This is a genomic window from Stenotrophomonas sp. YJH_SMC_53, from assembly GCF_059369995.1.
Window position 1 is genome coordinate 39,582 of record NZ_JCAFTF010000017.1, and the last position, 16,830, is coordinate 56,411.

Annotated in this window: 15 protein-coding genes; 6 read left to right on the forward strand and 9 right to left on the reverse strand. The window is 67.1% G+C overall.

The window, feature by feature from the left end; all coding sequences use genetic code 11:
- Positions 1-2 precede the first annotated feature (2 nt).
- The 3 genes from carB to dapB all read right to left on the reverse strand — a co-directional run bounded on the left by carB (position 3) and on the right by dapB (position 5,576).
- Entirely contained in the window at positions 3-3,245 is a 3,243-nt protein-coding gene (gene carB, locus AC5P7X_RS19365) for a carbamoyl-phosphate synthase large subunit (RefSeq protein WP_065177614.1), read from the reverse strand.
- Positions 3,246-3,393: 148 nt separating this feature from the next.
- On the reverse strand, positions 3,394-4,521 hold the full coding sequence (gene carA / locus AC5P7X_RS19370) for a glutamine-hydrolyzing carbamoyl-phosphate synthase small subunit (protein WP_005416375.1): 1,128 nt from the start codon (positions 4,519-4,521) through the stop codon (positions 3,394-3,396).
- Between the two features lie 335 nt (positions 4,522-4,856).
- Complete coding sequence (gene dapB / locus AC5P7X_RS19375; protein WP_080375120.1) at positions 4,857-5,576, reverse strand: 4-hydroxy-tetrahydrodipicolinate reductase; 720 nt, start codon at positions 5,574-5,576, stop codon at positions 4,857-4,859.
- A 143-nt stretch (positions 5,577-5,719) separates the two neighbouring features.
- Between dapB and AC5P7X_RS19380 the strand changes: the two genes are divergently transcribed.
- A complete protein-coding gene (locus AC5P7X_RS19380) occupies positions 5,720-6,181 on the forward strand; it encodes a DUF4304 domain-containing protein (RefSeq protein WP_495215268.1) in 462 nt (153 codons plus the stop codon).
- 94 nt (positions 6,182-6,275) lie between these two features.
- Here AC5P7X_RS19380 and AC5P7X_RS19385 read toward each other — a convergent pair whose 3' ends face one another.
- From AC5P7X_RS19385 to AC5P7X_RS19395, 3 genes are read right to left on the reverse strand one after another with little or no spacing between them, the layout of a single operon-like run.
- A complete protein-coding gene (locus AC5P7X_RS19385; RefSeq protein WP_495215269.1) occupies positions 6,276-6,530 on the reverse strand; it encodes a DUF6587 family protein in 255 nt (84 codons plus the stop codon).
- Positions 6,530-8,395 carry a ferrous iron transporter B gene (gene feoB, locus AC5P7X_RS19390; RefSeq protein ID WP_206621077.1) on the reverse strand — a complete coding sequence of 622 codons (1,866 nt, stop codon included), beginning with the start codon at positions 8,393-8,395 and terminating at the stop codon, positions 6,530-6,532. The genes AC5P7X_RS19385 and feoB overlap by 1 nt, the downstream gene beginning before the upstream one ends.
- On the reverse strand, positions 8,392-8,646 hold the full coding sequence (locus AC5P7X_RS19395; RefSeq protein WP_005416370.1) for a FeoA family protein: 255 nt from the start codon (positions 8,644-8,646) through the stop codon (positions 8,392-8,394). The genes feoB and AC5P7X_RS19395 overlap by 4 nt, the downstream gene beginning before the upstream one ends.
- A 119-nt stretch (positions 8,647-8,765) precedes the next feature.
- Between AC5P7X_RS19395 and AC5P7X_RS19400 the strand changes: the two genes are divergently transcribed.
- The 5 genes from AC5P7X_RS19400 to yeiP all read left to right on the forward strand — a co-directional run bounded on the left by AC5P7X_RS19400 (position 8,766) and on the right by yeiP (position 12,338).
- On the forward strand, positions 8,766-9,554 hold the full coding sequence (locus AC5P7X_RS19400) for an enoyl-CoA hydratase/isomerase family protein (RefSeq protein ID WP_053499991.1): 789 nt from the start codon (positions 8,766-8,768) through the stop codon (positions 9,552-9,554).
- Positions 9,555-9,556: 2 nt separating this feature from the next.
- Positions 9,557-9,958, forward strand: a complete 402-nt coding sequence (locus tag AC5P7X_RS19405) for a VOC family protein (protein ID WP_329842617.1) — start codon at positions 9,557-9,559, stop codon at positions 9,956-9,958.
- Entirely contained in the window at positions 9,955-10,851 is an 897-nt protein-coding gene (locus AC5P7X_RS19410) for a hydroxymethylglutaryl-CoA lyase (protein ID WP_070489848.1), read from the forward strand. The genes AC5P7X_RS19405 and AC5P7X_RS19410 overlap by 4 nt, the downstream gene beginning before the upstream one ends.
- Positions 10,852-10,951: 100 nt before the next feature.
- Positions 10,952-11,722, forward strand: a complete 771-nt coding sequence (locus AC5P7X_RS19415; RefSeq protein ID WP_329842615.1) for an SDR family oxidoreductase — start codon at positions 10,952-10,954, stop codon at positions 11,720-11,722.
- A 49-nt stretch (positions 11,723-11,771) separates the two neighbouring features.
- Positions 11,772-12,338 (forward strand): elongation factor P-like protein YeiP, encoded by a 567-nt coding sequence (gene yeiP / locus AC5P7X_RS19420; protein ID WP_005409468.1) that lies wholly within the window; start codon positions 11,772-11,774, stop codon positions 12,336-12,338.
- A 162-nt stretch (positions 12,339-12,500) separates the two neighbouring features.
- Here the strand turns inward: yeiP and AC5P7X_RS19425 are convergent, their stop codons facing one another.
- The 3 genes from AC5P7X_RS19425 to AC5P7X_RS19435 form a co-directional block, all read right to left on the reverse strand.
- Positions 12,501-13,193 carry a COG3650 family protein gene (locus tag AC5P7X_RS19425; protein WP_329842614.1) on the reverse strand — a complete coding sequence of 231 codons (693 nt, stop codon included), beginning with the start codon at positions 13,191-13,193 and terminating at the stop codon, positions 12,501-12,503.
- Positions 13,194-13,276: 83 nt separating this feature from the next.
- Complete coding sequence (locus AC5P7X_RS19430) at positions 13,277-13,669, reverse strand: nuclear transport factor 2 family protein (RefSeq protein ID WP_329842612.1); 393 nt, start codon at positions 13,667-13,669, stop codon at positions 13,277-13,279.
- Complete coding sequence (locus AC5P7X_RS19435; protein ID WP_171956884.1) at positions 13,650-16,799, reverse strand: multidrug efflux RND transporter permease subunit; 3,150 nt, start codon at positions 16,797-16,799, stop codon at positions 13,650-13,652. Before AC5P7X_RS19435 ends, AC5P7X_RS19430 begins: the two co-directional genes overlap by 20 nt.
- Between the last annotated feature and the right edge of the window lie 31 nt (positions 16,800-16,830).

Here is a 16,830-nt window from a genome sequence, read left to right on the forward strand (position 1 = left end):
TCTCATGCATTCAACTCCTTGTGCAGCTCCTGCAGCGACCAGACGGGGCCGGTGCCGCGGAATTCCAGTGAATCCACCAGCGCCTTGGCGCCGGCAATGGTGGTCGAGTAGGTGACGCGATGCTGCAGCGCCTCGCGGCGGATCGAGAACGAGTCGTTGATCGCCGAACGACCTTCGGTCGTGTTGACGATGTAGACGATCTCGCCGTTCTTGATCGAGTCGACGATGTGCGGACGGCCTTCGACCACCTTGTTGATGATCTCGCAGTCCATGCCGTGCTGCTGCAGCCACGCGGCGGTGCCACGGGTGGCGACCAAGCTGTAGCCACGCGCCAGCAGCGCCTTGGCCACCGGCAGCACGCGCTTCTTGTCCGGGTCGCGGACCGAGACGAAGGCCTTGCCGACCGGCGGTGCCTTGATGCCACCGGCTTCCTGCGCACGCGCAAAGGCGGCGTTGAAGGTGCGGCCGACGCCCATCACCTCGCCGGTGGAGCGCATCTCCGGCCCGAGGATCGGATCGACGCCCTGGAACTTGGCGAACGGGAAGATCGCTTCCTTCACCGAGTAGTAGTCCGGCACGATTTCCTTGGTCGCGCCCTGCTCGGCCAGGCTCTTGCCAGCCATGCAACGGGCGGCGATCTTCGCCAGCGCCATGCCGGTGGCCTTGGACACGAACGGCACGGTGCGCGAGGCACGCGGGTTCACTTCCAGCAGGTAGATGGTGTCGGCACCCTCGTCGCTGGTCTGGATCGCGAACTGGGTGTTCATCAGGCCGACCACGTTCAGGGCCTTGGCCAGCTCCACCACCTGGCGGCGCAGTTCGGCCTGGGTTTCAGCCGACAGCGAGTACGGCGGCAGCGAGCACGAGGAATCGCCCGAGTGCACGCCAGCTTCTTCGATGTGCTCCATCACGCCACCGATCAGGACGTTGCCATCCTTGTCGGCGATGATGTCGACGTCGCACTCGACAGCATTGTCGAGGAAGCGGTCCAGCAGCACCGGCGAATCGTTGGACACCTTCACAGCGTCGCGCACGTAACGGGCCAGGTCGGCTTCGCCGTAGACGATTTCCATGGCACGGCCGCCCAGCACGTAGCTCGGGCGCACCACCAGCGGGTAGCCGATCTCGCGGGCCAGCAGCAGGGCTTCCTGATCATTGCGGGCGATGCGGTTCGGCGGCTGCTTCAGGCCCAGCTTGTCCACCAGCTGCTGGAAGCGCTCGCGGTCTTCGGCCAGGTCGATCGAGTCCGGGCTGGTGCCGATCACCGGCACGCCGTTGGCTTCCAGCGCGCGCGCCAGCTTCAGCGGGGTCTGGCCGCCGTACTGCACGATCACGCCCTTCGGCTGTTCCAGCTCGACGATTTCCAGCACGTCTTCCAGGGTCAGCGGCTCGAAGTACAGGCGGTCGGAGGTGTCGTAGTCGGTCGACACGGTTTCCGGGTTGCAGTTGACCATGATGGTTTCATAGCCATCCTCGCGCAGCGCCAGTGCCGCGTGCACGCAGCAGTAGTCGAACTCGATGCCCTGGCCGATGCGGTTCGGGCCACCGCCCAGGATCATGATCTTGTCGCGGTTGCTCGGCGCGGCCTCGCACTCGTCCTCGTAGGTCGAGTACAGGTAGGCGGTACCGGTGGAGAACTCACCGGCACAGGAGTCCACGCGCTTGTAGACCGGGCGCACCTTGTGCGCACGACGCAGCGCGCGGATGGCGGCTTCGTTGGTGCCGGTCAGCTGCGCCAGGCGCGCGTCGGAGAAGCCAGCGCGCTTCAGCTTGCGCAGGCGTGCGGCATCCAGCGCATCGATGCCGCCGGCAGCGACTTCGGCTTCGGCCGCGATGATTTCCTCGATCTGGTCCAGGAACCAGTGATCGATGAACGAAAGTGCGTAGATCTCTTCCACGCTCATGCCGGCGCGGAACGCATCGGCCACATAGAACAGGCGCTCCGGGCCCGGCGCCTTCAGCTCGCGACGCAGGGTCTGCAGGTCGTCTTCGTTGCCCAGGTCCAGGCCGGTCGGGTCGAAGCCGACCTTGCCGGTTTCCAGGCCACGCAGGGCCTTCTGCACCGACTCCTGGAAGGTGCGGCCCATCGCCATCACCTCGCCCACCGACTTCATCTGGGTGGTCAGGCGGGCATCGGCGGCCGGGAACTTCTCGAAGGCGAAGCGAGGGATCTTGGTGACGACGTAGTCGATGGACGGCTCGAACGAGGCCGGGGTCAGGCCGCCGGTGATTTCGTTCTTCAGTTCGTCCAGGGTGTAGCCCACGGCCAGCTTGGCGGCGACCTTGGCGATCGGGAAGCCGGTGGCCTTGGAAGCCAGCGCCGAGGAACGCGACACGCGCGGGTTCATCTCGATGACGACCACGCGGCCGGTCTTCGGGTTGATGCCGAACTGCACGTTCGAGCCACCGGTATCGACGCCGATCTTGCGCAGCACGGCGATGGATGCATCGCGCAGGCGCTGGTATTCCTTGTCGGTCAGGGTCTGGGCCGGGGCCACGGTGATCGAGTCACCGGTGTGCACGCCCATCGGGTCCAGGTTTTCGATCGAGCAGACGATGATGCAGTTGTCCGCAGTATCGCGGACCACTTCCATCTCGAATTCCTTCCAGCCCAGCACCGACTCTTCCACCAGCACTTCGGTGGTCGGCGACAGTTCCAGGCCGCGGCTGACGATCTCGACCAGCTCTTCGCGGTTGTAGGCAATGCCGCCACCGCTGCCGCCCAGGGTGAAGCTGGGGCGGATGATGGTCGGATAGCCGACGCGGGTCTGGATTTCCAGCGCTTCGTCCAGGGTGTGGGCGACGGCGGCAGTCGGGCACTCCAGGCCGATCTCACCCATGGCCACGCGGAACAGCTCGCGGTCTTCGGCCATGCGGATCGCTTCGCGCTTGGCGCCGATCAGTTCGACGTTGTACTTCTCCAGCACGCCGTGGTCGGCCAGGTCCAGCGCGCAGTTCAGCGCGGTCTGGCCACCCATGGTCGGCAGCAGCGCATCGGGCTTTTCCTTGGCGATGATCTTCTCGACCGTCTGCCAGTTGATCGGCTCGATGTAGACGGCGTCGGCCATCTCCGGGTCGGTCATGATCGTGGCAGGGTTGCTGTTGACCAGCACCACGCGGTAACCCTCGTCACGCAGGGCCTTGCAGGCCTGGGCACCGGAGTAGTCGAACTCGCAGGCCTGGCCGATGACGATCGGGCCAGCACCGATGATGAGGATGGTCTTGAGGTCAGTGCGCTTGGGCATTTTCTTCTCTAAGTCAGTACAGCGTGACAAGGGGGGTGATCGCACGCTGTCGATCAGGAATCTTGATCCGCGGCGCCGCGCCGGGGGCAGCAGCGATGCGGGGTTTACGGTCCATCGCGACGCCACCGGCAGGCCGGCGGCGTACTGATCACGCCTTGGCCTGCTCCATCAGCACCACGAAGCGGTCGAACAGCGGACCGACGTCGTGCGGGCCCGGCGACGCTTCCGGATGGCCCTGGAACGAGAACGCCGGCACGTCGGTGCGGGCGACGCCCTGGTTGGTGCCGTCGAACAGCGAACGGTGGGTCACGCGCAGGGTCGGCGGCAGGGTTGCTTCATCGATCGCGAAACCGTGGTTCTGCGAGGTGATCATCACCCGGCCGCTGTCCAGGTCCTGCACCGGGTGGTTGGCACCGTGGTGGCCGTGGCCCATCTTCATGGTCTGCGCGCCCGAGGCCAGGCCCAGCAGCTGGTGGCCCAGGCAGATGCCGAAGGTCGGGATCTTCACGTCGATGAAGGTCTTGATCGCTTCGATGGCGTAGTCGCACGGTTCCGGGTCACCCGGGCCGTTGGACAGGAACACGCCGTCCGGCTTCAGTGCCAGCACCTCGGCGGCCGGGGTCTGCGCCGGCACCACGGTCACTTCGCAGCCGCGCTCGGCCAGCATGCGCAGGATGTTGGTCTTCACGCCGAAGTCGTAGGCCACGACCTTGTACTTGGCCGGCACGCTGACGAAGGCGTTGGCATCCAGGTCCAGCTGGCCCTCGGTCCAGGTGTAGGTCTTCTCGGTAGTGACGACCTTGGCCAGATCCATGCCCTTCAGCCCCGGGAACTTGCGGGCGGCTTCCAGTGCCTTTTCCACGTCGATGTCGCCGGCCATCAGCGCACCGTTCTGCGCACCCTTCTCGCGCAGGATGCGGGTCAGCTTGCGGGTGTCGATGCCGGCGATGGCGACCACCCCACGCTGGATCAGCCAGTCCTGCAGCGACACCTGGCTACGCCAGTTGCTGGGGCGGCGCGGAACGTCGCGCACGATCAGGCCGGCCGACCACACCTTGGACGCTTCGTCGTCCTGGTCGGTCATGCCGGTGTTGCCGATATGCGGATAGGTCAGCGTGACCATCTGCCGGGCGTAGGACGGGTCGGTCAACACTTCCTGATAGCCGGTCATGGCGGTGTTGAACACCACTTCACCGACGGACAGGCCGGGCGCGCCTACGGATTCGCCCTCGAATACGGTGCCGTCTTCGAGGACGAGGATTGCGGCTTGGGTCACGGGAATCTCACTTTGGCTACCGAGGGGGCTGCCGAAGTCACGCCTGCGCTTCACGGAAATCCGGTTGCAAAAAAGCGCGGACGTACGGTCTGGGACCGGTCCGGCTTTCGTGATTCGGCGAGTGCGAATTGTAGCGCTGCCGGGGCGCTCACGCCAGCGGTTATCGCGCTTCATGAACAGGCGATTGCGCATTCATTTCAATCCGGCCGGGTATGCGGGCCGGAGGCGGGGTCGGATCCATTCCCGAATGGGAAAGGCTCTGACCCCAGGCGCCCTCGGATGGGGGCAGAGCCCTCTCCGCTGGAAAGGGATCCGACCCCAGGAATCAACCCGCCTTACTGCAGCAGGTCCCGCACGCGGTAGCTGCCCGGGGCCCGGCCCTGCAGCTGGCGGGCGGCAAACAGGGCGCCGCGGGCGAAGATGTCGCGATTGGTGGCCCGGTGTACCAGCTCGATGCGCTCGCCCAGCCCGGTGAACTGCACCAAATGCTCGCCTACGATGTCGCCGGCGCGCAGGCTGGCGTAGTGCGGCTCCGCCCCGCCCCGCTGCGCGGCCGCGCCCAGGGTCAATGCAGTGCCCGATGGCGCGTCCTTCTTCTGGGTGTGGTGCGATTCGACGATGTCGCAGTCCCAGCCGGCCAGCGCCTGCGCCGCGCGCTCCACCAGTTCGTCCAGTACCGCCACGCCCAGGCTGAAGTTCGAGGCCCATACCAGCGGGATCTTCGCCGCCGCGGCGTCCAGCGCCTGGCGCTGTGTGCTGGAGATACCGGTGGTACCCGACACCAGCCCGGCCCCGCGATCCACGCACAGCGCCAGCAGCGGGTCGAAGCCCTCCGGCAGGCTGAAGTCAATGGCCACGTCGAACACCGGCGCACCGGGCAGTTCGCTGGCCGCGAAGAACGGCACACCGTCGACTACGCGCTGGGCCGGCGCGCGACCGGTCACGGCGGCCACGATCTGCAGGGTTTCGGAATGTTCGGCGGCCAGCCGCAGCAGGGCCTGGCCCATGCGCCCGGAGGCACCGTGAATGAGCAATCGCAGGGGAGTCTGGTTCATGCCTGCAGGCTAGCGGCAGCACGCCCGCTCCGGCAAGCGCCATCGCTGCGATGCTGCATGCCCCTGCGGTGACGGGTTTGCCACTGGACGCGGCAACGCTCCCCTTCAAGTCTGTGGCCCTTCCCTCAGCCCGGGCAAAACCCATGAAATCCTCGACCGTCTTCAGCAAATGCGCCAGGAAGACCGGTTATGCCGGGACGTCGACCACCCGCTACCGCTTGCTGGATGACGCCCTGCTTGTCGTGAATCACCAGCGCGCCAGCGAAAGCCGGGGCTTCTATGTGAATGCTGGACTCTACTTTCCAGAGCTGCTCGCGTATCCCCTCGCGCCTGACGATCTTGAAACGGCTTTCCGGTACCGCTCCAGCATTCCCACGCCCCATGTCGACTGGCGGATCGAAGAAACGCCGGGCCTGCGCCGGACCTTCATCCAGCAGGATCTTGATGACCTGCTGGAGGCCGGCAACCGCGACGCGCTGAAGGCCCTGCTGCTCGATGCCCTGGCCGACGTGGCGGGTTTCGCAACAGCCCATGGAAACCGCGAATCGGTGCGGCGATTGAATCAGGGCGGGAACTTCCGCGCGATCATCCGCAGAGAGGTCTGAATCCGGCCTGCGTCCGGTAGATCCACGCCATGCGTGGATGAAGCCCGCAAGTGTGCGAACCAGGGTTCGCACCCACCAGAGCAGGAAAGCAGCGTCAGCGCTGCTTCGGCGGAGTCGGCCCGCAGCTGTCGCACCCCCCACAGCCCCCCCCCCCACCACTGGCCGGCGGCGCGATCTTCCGCCCCAGCGCCTGCAGCCAGGCCGCGCGACCCGGCTTCAGCAGGGCCAGCGCCAATGCGCCGCGCAGCCTGCGTACGGTACCGGGGAACTGCTTCTTCAGCACCACCCAGGCGCTGACCAGCACGGCCACCGCGATGATCAGGTACTGGATCAGCAGCCCGGTATCCATCAGCCGCCTCCCAGCGCGCTGGTCACCTGGTAGGTGATCAGCGCGGCCACGTAAGCCGCGGCAAACAGGTAGAACGCGGCAAAGCCCATCTGCTTCCACGAGTTGGTCTCGCGCTTGATGGTAGCCAGCGTCGAGATGCACATCGGGGCGTAGATGTACCAGACCAGCAGCGACAGGGCCGTGGCCAGCGACCAGCCATCGCTGATCAACGGGGTCAGCGCCTGGCTGGCGGCATCGTCATCGGCGGCCGACAGCGCATACACGGTGGCCAGCGAAGACACCGCCACCTCACGCGCGGCCAGGCCCGGAATCAGCGCGATGCAGATCTGCCAGTTGAAGCCCAGCGGTGCGAAGAACACCGCCATCGCATGGCCGATCCGGCCGGCGTAGCTGTAGTCGATGGCCGGCATCGTGGCATCGGCCGGGGCCGCCGGGAACGACAGCAACACCCACAGCAGGATGGTCAGCGCCAGGATGATGCCGCCGACGCGCTTGAGGAAGATCATGCCGCGCTCATACAGGCCGACCGCCAGGTCACGCACATGTGGCAGGCGGTACGACGGCAGCTCCAGCATCAGCGGATGCTCGCTCTTGTCGCGGCGCCACTTCTTCATGATCCAGGACATCGCCAGCGCACTGAGGATGCCGGCGGCGTACAGGCCGAACAGGACCAGGCCCTGCTGGTTGAACACCCCCCACACCGTCTTCTGCGGAATGAACGCACCGATCAGCAGGGCGTACACCGGCAGGCGCGCCGAGCAGGTCATCAGCGGTGCGACCAGGATGGTGGCCAGGCGGTCACGCGGGTCCTGGATGCTGCGCGTGGACATGATGCCCGGCACCGCGCAGGCGAAGCTGGACAGCAGCGGGATGAACGAGCGGCCGGACAGGCCGGCGGCGGCCATCATGCGGTCGAGCAGGAACGCCGCACGTGGCAGGTAGCCGGATTCCTCCAGCACCAGGATGAAGAAGAACAGGATCAGGATCTGCGGCAGGAACACCACCACGCCACCGACGCCGGCGATGATGCCGTCAGTCAGCAGGCTGGCCAGCGGACCCTCCGGCAACACGCTGCCAACGAGAGCACCGAGCCAGGCGAAGCCAGCCTCGATGCCATCCATCAACGGCGTCGCCCAGGCGTACACCGCCTGGAAGATCAGGAACATCACCACTGCAAGGCTGATCAGCCCGAACACCGGGTGCAGCAGCCAGCGGTCCAGCGCGTCGTCGATCTTCGCGGTCCGCGCTGGCATCCGCACGGCGACCGACAGGATCTCGCGCACCTTGGCATGGTAGTCGATGCCACCTTCCGGGCCCGGCACCGGTGCATCCAGGTGCGGCACCATCGCATCGAGGCGCTCGACCAGGGCCTTGGCACCCTGCTTGCGCACCGCCACGGTCTCCACCACCGGCACGCCCAGCTCGCGCTCCAGCGCAGCCACATCCACCTGGATGCCACGCCGCTGGGCGGCATCGACCATGTTCAGCGCCACCACCATCGGCTTGCCCAGCTCGCGCAGTTCCAGCGCGAAGCGCAGGTGCAGGCGCAGGTTGGTGGCATCGATCACGCACAGCAGCACGTCCGGCGCAGCTTCGCCCGGGTAGAAGCCCCGGCACAGGTCACGGGTGATCGCCTCATCCAGGCTGGCCGGATGCAGGCTGTAGGCACCCGGCAGGTCGAGCACGGCGAATTCGCGGCCGGATGGCGCGCGCAGGCGACCTTCCTTGCGCTCTACGGTGACGCCGGTGTAGTTGGCGACCTTCTGCCGGCTGCCGGTCAGCTGGTTGAACAGCGCGGTCTTGCCGCTGTTGGGGTTCCCGACCAGCGCGATGCGCAGCGGTGAGGCGGAGACAGTGGCGGTCATGCACGTCGTTCCTGGCTGGCAGCGTCGACCACGACGCGCTTGGCTTCACTGATCCGCAGCGCGAACCGGGTGAACCCGACCTGCACCAGCAGCGGCTCGCCCCCCACCGGGCCCTTGGCCACCAAGCGTACTTCCTCGCCATTCACGAAACCCAGCTCGCGCAGGCGACGGGCAATGGCATCGTTGGCATGCAGGTCCTGCACGGACTCGACCACGGCCGAGGTGTGCAGCGGCAGTTCGGACAGCGTCATCTAGCGTGTTCTCTGCTGGATGTAAATGGTTCTCGATTCTAACATTCCCGCGTCGCGTCATGGCCCATGACCAATGGCCCGCTATGATCCATACAGGTATGGAGTGACCTTGGAATCCCATGAACGATGCTTTGCAGATCGAGCGCCGTGGCGCTGTCCTCACCCTCTGGCTGAACCGGCCGGAGCTGCACAACGCCTTTGACGCCAGCCTGATCGCCCGGCTGACTGCCGCACTGGAAGCCGCCGGCGGCGATGATTCGGTCCGGGCCGTGGTGGTCGCCGGTCACGGCGCTTCCTTCTCGGCCGGTGCCGACATGCAGTGGATGCGCGGCATGGCCGCCGCCAGCGAGGCCGACAACCGCGAGGACTCGCTGGCCCTGGCGCGGCTGATGCGCACCCTGGACGAGCTGCCCAAGCCGACCCTGGCCCGGATCCATGGCGCCGCCTTCGGGGGCGGCGTCGGCCTGGTCGCCTGCTGCGACATCGCCATCGCCAGCACCTCGGCCCGCTTCGGCCTGACCGAAAGCCGCCTCGGCCTGCTGCCGGCGGTGATCTCGCCCTACGTGATCGAGGCCATCGGCCCGCGCCAAGCGCGGCGCTGGTTCGCCACCGGCGAGCACTTCGACGCCGATACCGCGCTGCGCATCGGCCTGGTCCACCAACTGGTCGAGCCCGAACGCCTGGACGAAGCCCTGGAACGCCAGCTGGCCCTGCTCGACAAGGCCGGCCCGATCGCCTCGTCCACCGCCAAGCAGCTGGTGCGGCAGGTCCGCGACAGCCATGACCGCGACGCGCTGGATCGGGATAATGCCGCCCTGATCGCGCGCCTGCGGGTGTCCGCCGAGGGCCAGGAAGGCCTGGGCGCCTTCCTCGACAAGCGCGCCCCCCACTGGGTCACGGAAGCCTGAACATGCTCGATCATCTTGGTTTGACCAGCGCCGACCTGGCGCGCAGCAGGACCTTCTTCCTGCAGGCACTGGCGCCGCTGCAGATCGGCGTGGTGATGGAAGTGAGCGCCGAAGAAACCGGTGACCACGACCACATCGGCTTCGGCAGCGACGGCAAGCCGTTCTTCTGGCTCGGCAATGGCGGCACCACCAGTCACGGCGTGCACGTGGCCTTTGCCTGCACCAGCCGCGCGCAGGTGGACGCCTTCCACGCCGCCGCCCTCGCCGCCGGTGGCCGCGACAACGGCGCCCCGGGCCTGCGCCCGTGGTACCACCCGGATTACTACGCCGCCTTCGTGCTCGACCCGGACGGCAACAACATCGAAGCGGTCTGCCACCGTCCGTCCGATGGGGCAGCCGCATGAGCGATTACGTCCGCATCGTCGAGGTCGGCCCGCGTGATGGGCTGCAGAACGAAAAGCAGTCGGTGTCCACCGCCGACAAGATCGAACTGATCAACCGCTTGTCGGCCACCGGCCTGCGCAGCATCGAGGCGACCAGTTTCGTCAGCCCGAAGTGGATCCCGCAACTGGCCGACGCCGCCGAGGTCTATGCCGGCATCCAGCGCCGGCCGGGCGTGCACTACCCGGTACTGGTGCCGAACGAACAGGGCTACGACCGCGCCCGTGCGGTGGGCGTGGAGGAAGTGGCGGTGTTCACCGCCGCCTCCGAGGCGTTCAACCGTACCAATACCAATGCCGGCATCGACGAATCGCTGGCCCGGTTCGAGCCGATCCTGCGCCGCGCCGCCGCCGATGGCGTGCGCGTGCGCGGCTATGTCTCCACCGTACTCGGCTGCCCCTACCAGGGCGAGGTGCCACTGGCCGACGTGGTGCGGGTGGCGCGCGCCCTGCACCAGATGGGTTGTTACGAAATCTCACTGGGCGACACCATCGGCGTCGGCACCCCGCGCAAGGCTCGGGCGATGCTGCAGGCGGTTGCCGCCGAGATTCCGATGACGGCACTGGCCGTGCACTTCCACGACACCTACGGCCAGGCCATCGCCAACATCGCCACCTGCCTGGAAGAAGGCGTGCGCGTGGTCGACAGCGCGGTCTCCGGCGCCGGTGGCTGCCCGTATGCCAAGGGCGCCAGCGGCAACGTCGCCAGCGAGGATGTGGTCTATCTGCTGCAGGGCCTGGGCCTGGACAGCGGCGTGGACCTGCCGGCACTGGCCGAGACCGGCCGCTGGCTGGCCGGCCTGCTCGGTCGCGCCACCGCCAGCCGCACCGGGCAGGCGCTGGCCGCCGCCAGCTGACCGCTGCACTGCGCCGCCCTGCACCGGCGGCGCAGTGCACAACGGCGGCGGTCACGGCTTCCGTTAGAATCGGCGGTTCTCGAACCTGCAGGACCGTTCAATGCAGCTGTCTTCCGTACGTGCCGTGATCACTGGCGGCGTCTCCGGCCTCGGCCTGGCCGTGGCCCAGCACCTCGTCGCCCAGGGCGGCAAGGTGGCCCTGTTCGACCTCAACGACGCCAAGGGCGCCGCCGCCATTGCCGGGCTGGGTGCCGACAAGGCCCGCTATTTCAACGTCAACGTCAGCGATGAAGCGGCCGTCTCGGCAGCCATCGACCAGGCCCACGATTTCCTCGGCGGCCTGAACGTGGCGATGAACTGTGCCGGCATCCTCGGCGCCGGCCGCGTGCTGGGCAAAGAAGGCCCGATGCCGCTGGCCGGCTTCCAGGGCACGGTGATGGTCAACCTGGTCGGCAGCTTCAACGTGGCCAAGGCCGCGGCCAACCGCATGCAGCACAACGAGGCCGGCACCGACGGCGAGCGCGGCGTCATCATCAACACCGCCAGCATCGCTGCCTATGAAGGCCAGATCGGCCAGGCCGCCTATGCCGCCAGCAAGGGCGGCGTGGTCTCGATGACGCTGCCGATGGCGCGCGAACTGTCGCGCTTCGGCATCCGCGTCAATACGATTGCTCCCGGCGTGTTCTGGACGCCGATGGTGGACGGCATGCCCGAAGCCGTGCAGCAGTCGCTGGCCGCCTCGATTCCGTTCCCGTCGCGCCTGGGCAAGCCGGAAGACTTCGCCAGCCTGGTCGGCTTCATCCTTGGCAATACCTACCTCAACGGCGAGACCATCCGCCTGGACGGCGCTACCCGCCTCGCTCCGAAGTGATTCCCCACGGGCGCCGGGACGGCGCCCTCCCCCAACGACCTAGATCACCATGAAAGCCAACGACATCAAGAAGGGCAACGTCGTCGAGTACAACAACGGCGTGTACCAGATCCGCGACATCGAGCGCAGCTCGCCGCAGGGTCGCGGCGGCAACGTCCGCTTCCGCTTCATCATGTACAGCGTGCCGGGCGGCAACAAGCTCGACGCCAGCTTCGATGCCGACGACAACCTGGTCGAGGTCGAACTGCTGCGCCGCCAGTCCACCTATTCGTACAAGGACGGCGATGCCTTCGTGTTCCTGGATGACGAGGACTACACCCCGTACACCCTGGATGCGGACGTGATCGGCGATGACGCCGGTTACATCACCGACGGCCTGACCGGCATCTACGTGCAGGTGATCGACGAGCAGCCGGTGGCGATCCAGCTGCCGGCCTCCGTGGTGCTGGAAGTGATCGAGACGCCGCCGGAACTGAAGGGTGGCACCGCCACCAAGCGCCCGAAGCCGGCCAAGCTCAACACCGGCATCGAGATCATGGTGCCGGAGTACATCGTCAACGGCGAGCGCGTGCTGGTGAACACCGCCACCGGCGAATTCGCCGGCCGTGCCGACTAAGCACCCTGCGCCGATCGCCTGCCGATCGCTGCCTGCGGCAAGTTCGCCGCAGGCAGCAAGCAGCGCATCGCTGACAGTAGTTGTGTAGAGCCGAGCCCGTGCTCGGCTGCGGTGGGTTGGACAGGTACTGCAGCCGAGCGTGGGCTCGGCTCTACAGGTAACTTACGGCTGCTTCGCGCCGAAATTGCCGCAGCCGTGGTACTGGCGGGTACCGACGGTCAGCATCACCTTCGCCTCGAACGCCTCCCCGCTCATATCGTCCTGGCAGGCAGTGCGCTGGAAGCTGAGCTTGACGTCGGTGCCGTCGGACGCCTTGCCGCTCCATCCATCAGCGCCCTGGGTGGGCCTGGCCACGTCAAAGCGGCGCTCGCCATAGTCAACTTCCACCTGCAGGCCCGGCATATCGCCATCGACGACTGCAAGCCATCCGGGTTCATTGCCGGTGGCACGGAACGCGGCATTGCCGGCGCTGCCATCGCCTTCGGCAGCTTCCACCGTATGGCACTCGCGATCCGGCTCGCCCTTCAGGCTCAGCAGGCCATCATCGCTGCCCTTGGTCCAGAAGCTGTTGCCAAGGCCATCGCTGTACTTGGCGCCGGATGCCGCGCGCTCGGAGGTCATGGCGAAGCTACGCTCGCCGATCACCACCGTGGCAGCATCCTCGCCATTGAAGGTCGCGCGCACGCTCAGATCACCACACTGGTAGGCGGTCTCGCTGCCACCTTCCGTGTTGGCGCTCGGCTTCGGCGTGGCAGGCGAGGCGTCATTGCTGCCCGCCGCGGGTGCCTGGGCCGGCTGGCACGCGGCCAGGACCAACCCCAGGGAGGCTGCCAACAGACTGGGAACTACACGCATGGCTCGACTCCTTGTCGACACTACAGGAATGCTCGACCCTACCACCTCGCGGTGAGCGGGGCCTGAAAACAGCCTGACCGCACTCATGCGGCCAGCACCGCCATCGACAGCAGCTGCGCGCCACTGCCGCCGGAACTGCAGGTCCAGACCCGCAACAGGCGCAGCTTCAGTTCACGCTCCCGGCCATGCCGCCACACCGACAGCCGCACGTCGCTGGACAGCAACGCCAGACGGCCACACAGCAGCGTTTCCACCGCGTGCAGCTGCAGGCTTCGTACCTGCAGGTCACCGGCCAACCAATCACCCAGCCACGGCAGATCGAGCATGCGGCCACCGTAGCTATCCATCAGGAACAGGGCCGGCGATACCAGCGCGTTCAACGCATCGTGATTGTTCTCCAGCAGCGCTGCGCACAGGCGCTGTTCCAGCGCCATCAACTGCTGCTCATGCAGATCTTCAACGATGTTCCGTTCCATCCACGGTTCCTCCCGGCATCGGCCGGCGCCTGCGCAGGCGCTGCGCGATCCACTGCCGCGCGCCCTGCACCACTACATAGAAGACCGGCACGAAGAACACCGCCAGCACGGTCGCACTGACCATGCCGCCGAACACACCGGTTCCAATCGCCTGCTGGGTTTCCTTCGACGCGCCCTGCGCCAGCATCAGTGGCACCACGCCCAGCGCGAACGCCAGCGAGGTCATCACGATCGGACGCAGGCGCAGCCGCGCCGCCTCCAGCGCTGCTTCAACCAGGCCGCGCCCCTGCTGCTGCAGCTGCCGCGCGAATTCGACGATGAGGATCGCGTTCTTCGCCGACAGCCCGATCACGGTGATCATGCCGACCTTGAAGAACACGTCGTTGGGCATGCCGCGCAACAGCACCGCGGCGACCGCGCCAAGCAGGCCCAGGGGCACCACCAGCAGCACCGCCAACGGAATCGACCAGCTCTCGTACAGCGCGGCAAGCACCAGGAACACCACCAGCATCGACAACAGCAGCAGCCACGGCGCCTGCGCCCCCGACTCACGCTCCTGCAGCGACTGGCTGGTCCATTGCAGGGCGAAGCCGGACGGCAGCTTTTCGGCCAACCGCTCCATCTCCGCCATGGCCTGGCCGGTCGACACGCCAGAGGCCGGGGCGCCGGACAGGTTCAGCGCCGGGAAACCAAGATAGCGTTGCAGCTGCAACGGCGCCTCGGTCCAGTGCGGGGTGACCAGCTCGGACAACGCCACCATGCCGCCCTCGCTGTTGCGCACGTACAGCTTCAGCACGTCTTCCAGCTCCATCCGGTGCGGCGCATCGGCCTGCAGGATCACCTGCTGCAGCCGTCCCTTGTTGGGGAAGTCGTTGACGTACTGCGAGCCCATGGCCGCCGACAGCGTGCTGCTGATGTGCTCGAAGCCCACGCCCATCGCCTCGGCCTTGGCGCGGTCGATCTCCAGCCGCACGCTGGTGCCGGCTGGCAGGCCATCGGCATGCACCTCCGACAGCAACGGGCTGGCTTCGGCCAGCTTCAGCAGCTGCTGCAGGGCTGCGCGCAGTTCGGCCTGGCCCTGCCCGGTACGCGCCTGCAGGGCCAGCGAGAAGCCGGAGGAACGACCCAGGCTGTCGATGGCCGGCGGCATCACGCTCATCACCTCACCCTCGGCAACTGTGGCCATCGCCTGCTGTGCGGCCTCCACCTCACCGGCCGCGGTTGCGCCTGCGCGCTCACCCCAGTCCTTCAGCATGGTGTAGGTCAGCGCCGCACTCGGGCCGGAACCGGAAAAGCTGTAGCCGAGGATCGACTGGTTGGAGCCGATGCCCGGACGCGAGGCCACGTGCCGTTCATAGGCTTCGACAACGGCCAGCGTACGCTCGGCCGTCGCCTCGGCCGGCAGCTGGATCGAGGTCATGAAATAGCCCTGGTCTTCTTCCGGCAGGAATGCACCCGGCAGCCAGTGCAGGCCCAGCAGCAACGCCGCCACCAGCGCGGCGAACACGCCCATCACCCGCCCGCTCCGCTGCAGCACCGACGCCACACCACGCTGGTAACGCCCGGTCATCCGCTCGAAACCCCGGTTGAAGGCGCCGAACAGCCCACCGCGACCGTGATGGCCGTGGGTGGCCTGGCGCAGCAGGGTCGCGCACAGCGCCGGCGTCAGGCTCAGGGCCAGCAGCGCAGAGAACAGGATCGACACCGCCATCGCCACGGTGAACTGGCGGTAGATCGCGCCCACCGAACCGCTGGCCAGCGCCATCGGGATGAACACCGCAGTCAGCACCAGGGTGATGCCGATCACTGCGCCTGTCAGTTCACGCATCGCCTTGATGGTGGCCTCGCGCGGCGGCAGGCCCTCCTCGGCCATGATCCGTTCCACGCCCTCGACCACCACGATCGCGTCGTCGACGATGATGCCGATGGCCAGCACCATGCCGAACATGGTCAGCACGTTGATCGAGAAGCCCAGCGCCAGCATCACCGCGAACGTACCCAGCAGCGCGATCGGTGCGACCAACGCCGGGATCAGCGTGTAACGCCAGTTCTGCAGGAACAGGTACATCACCGCGAACACCAGCAGCATCGCCTCCAGCAGGGTCTGCACCACCTTCTGGATCGAGATCTTGACGAACGGCGCGGTGTCGAACGGGATGCTCGCTTCCACCCCGCGCGGCAGCAGGGGCGCCAGCTCAGCCATGCGCTCACGCACCGCCGCAGCGGTACGCACCGCGTTCGCGCCCGGCCGCAGCTGCACGCCGGCGGCGGTGGCTGGATGGCCGTCCTCGCGGGTGCCCCAGGCATAGCTCTGCGCGCCCAGCTCGACGCGGGCGACATCACCCAGCACCACCCGTGAACCGTCGGCGCCGGCACGCAGTACGATCGCCGCGAACTGTTCCGGCGTGGACAACTGGCCGTCGGCACTGAGCGGCACGGTGATGCGCTGGCCTGGAACACCCGGCGAATCACCAATGCGTCCTGGCGAAATCTCCAGATTCTGCTGCTCGATCGCGGCTGCCACATCGCCCATGGTCAGGCCGTAGCCGGTCAACCGGGTCGGGTCCAGCCACACGCGCATCGCCTGCTCGGCACCGAACAACTGCACGCGGCCGACGCCATCGATACGGCGCAGCTCTTCGATGATGTTGCGCGCCATGAAATCGCCCAGCGCGGCCTCGCTGACGCTGGCATCGGGCGAACGCAGGCCGACCAGCATCAGGAAGCCGGAATCAGCGGCCTCCACGAACAGGCCGTTCTGGCGCACGCTGCGCGGCAGCCGTGGTTCGATCGCCTTGATCCGGTTCTGCACGTCCACCTGCGCCAGCTCCGGATTGGTGCCGGGCTTGAAGGTGGCAGTGATCGACGCTTCGCCGGACGTGTCCACCGACGACTCGAAGTACAGCAGGTGCTTGACGCTGGACAGCTCGCGCTCGATCAGGCCAACCACGGCATCATTCAGCGTCTGCGGGCTGGCACCCGGGTAGCTGGCATAGATGCTGACGCTGGGCGGGGCGACTGCTGGATAGCGCTCCACCGCCAGCCGCGGGATCGCCAGCACGCCGGCCAGGATGATGAAGATCGCCAGCACCCAGGCGAACACCGGGCGATCGATGAAGAAACGTGCCATGTTGGATTTTCCTGGAGGGGCCGGCCGGGAA

Coding starts and splice junctions, on each gene's coding strand:
- carB (WP_065177614.1), bottom strand. CDS start 3,245: ATGCCCAAGCGCACTGACCTCAAGACCATCCTCATCATCGGTGCTGGC.
- dapB (WP_080375120.1), bottom strand. CDS start 5,576: ATGAACCAGACTCCCCTGCGATTGCTCATTCACGGTGCCTCCGGGCGC.
- AC5P7X_RS19380 (WP_495215268.1), top strand. CDS start 5,720: ATGAAATCCTCGACCGTCTTCAGCAAATGCGCCAGGAAGACCGGTTAT.
- AC5P7X_RS19385 (WP_495215269.1), bottom strand. CDS start 6,530: ATGGATACCGGGCTGCTGATCCAGTACCTGATCATCGCGGTGGCCGTG.
- feoB (WP_206621077.1), bottom strand. CDS start 8,395: ATGACCGCCACTGTCTCCGCCTCACCGCTGCGCATCGCGCTGGTCGGG.
- AC5P7X_RS19395 (WP_005416370.1), bottom strand. CDS start 8,646: ATGACGCTGTCCGAACTGCCGCTGCACACCTCGGCCGTGGTCGAGTCC.
- AC5P7X_RS19400 (WP_053499991.1), top strand. CDS start 8,766: ATGAACGATGCTTTGCAGATCGAGCGCCGTGGCGCTGTCCTCACCCTC.
- AC5P7X_RS19405 (WP_329842617.1), top strand. CDS start 9,557: ATGCTCGATCATCTTGGTTTGACCAGCGCCGACCTGGCGCGCAGCAGG.
- AC5P7X_RS19410 (WP_070489848.1), top strand. CDS start 9,955: ATGAGCGATTACGTCCGCATCGTCGAGGTCGGCCCGCGTGATGGGCTG.
- AC5P7X_RS19415 (WP_329842615.1), top strand. CDS start 10,952: ATGCAGCTGTCTTCCGTACGTGCCGTGATCACTGGCGGCGTCTCCGGC.
- yeiP (WP_005409468.1), top strand. CDS start 11,772: ATGAAAGCCAACGACATCAAGAAGGGCAACGTCGTCGAGTACAACAAC.
- AC5P7X_RS19425 (WP_329842614.1), bottom strand. CDS start 13,193: ATGCGTGTAGTTCCCAGTCTGTTGGCAGCCTCCCTGGGGTTGGTCCTG.
- AC5P7X_RS19430 (WP_329842612.1), bottom strand. CDS start 13,669: ATGGAACGGAACATCGTTGAAGATCTGCATGAGCAGCAGTTGATGGCG.
- AC5P7X_RS19435 (WP_171956884.1), bottom strand. CDS start 16,799: ATGGCACGTTTCTTCATCGATCGCCCGGTGTTCGCCTGGGTGCTGGCG.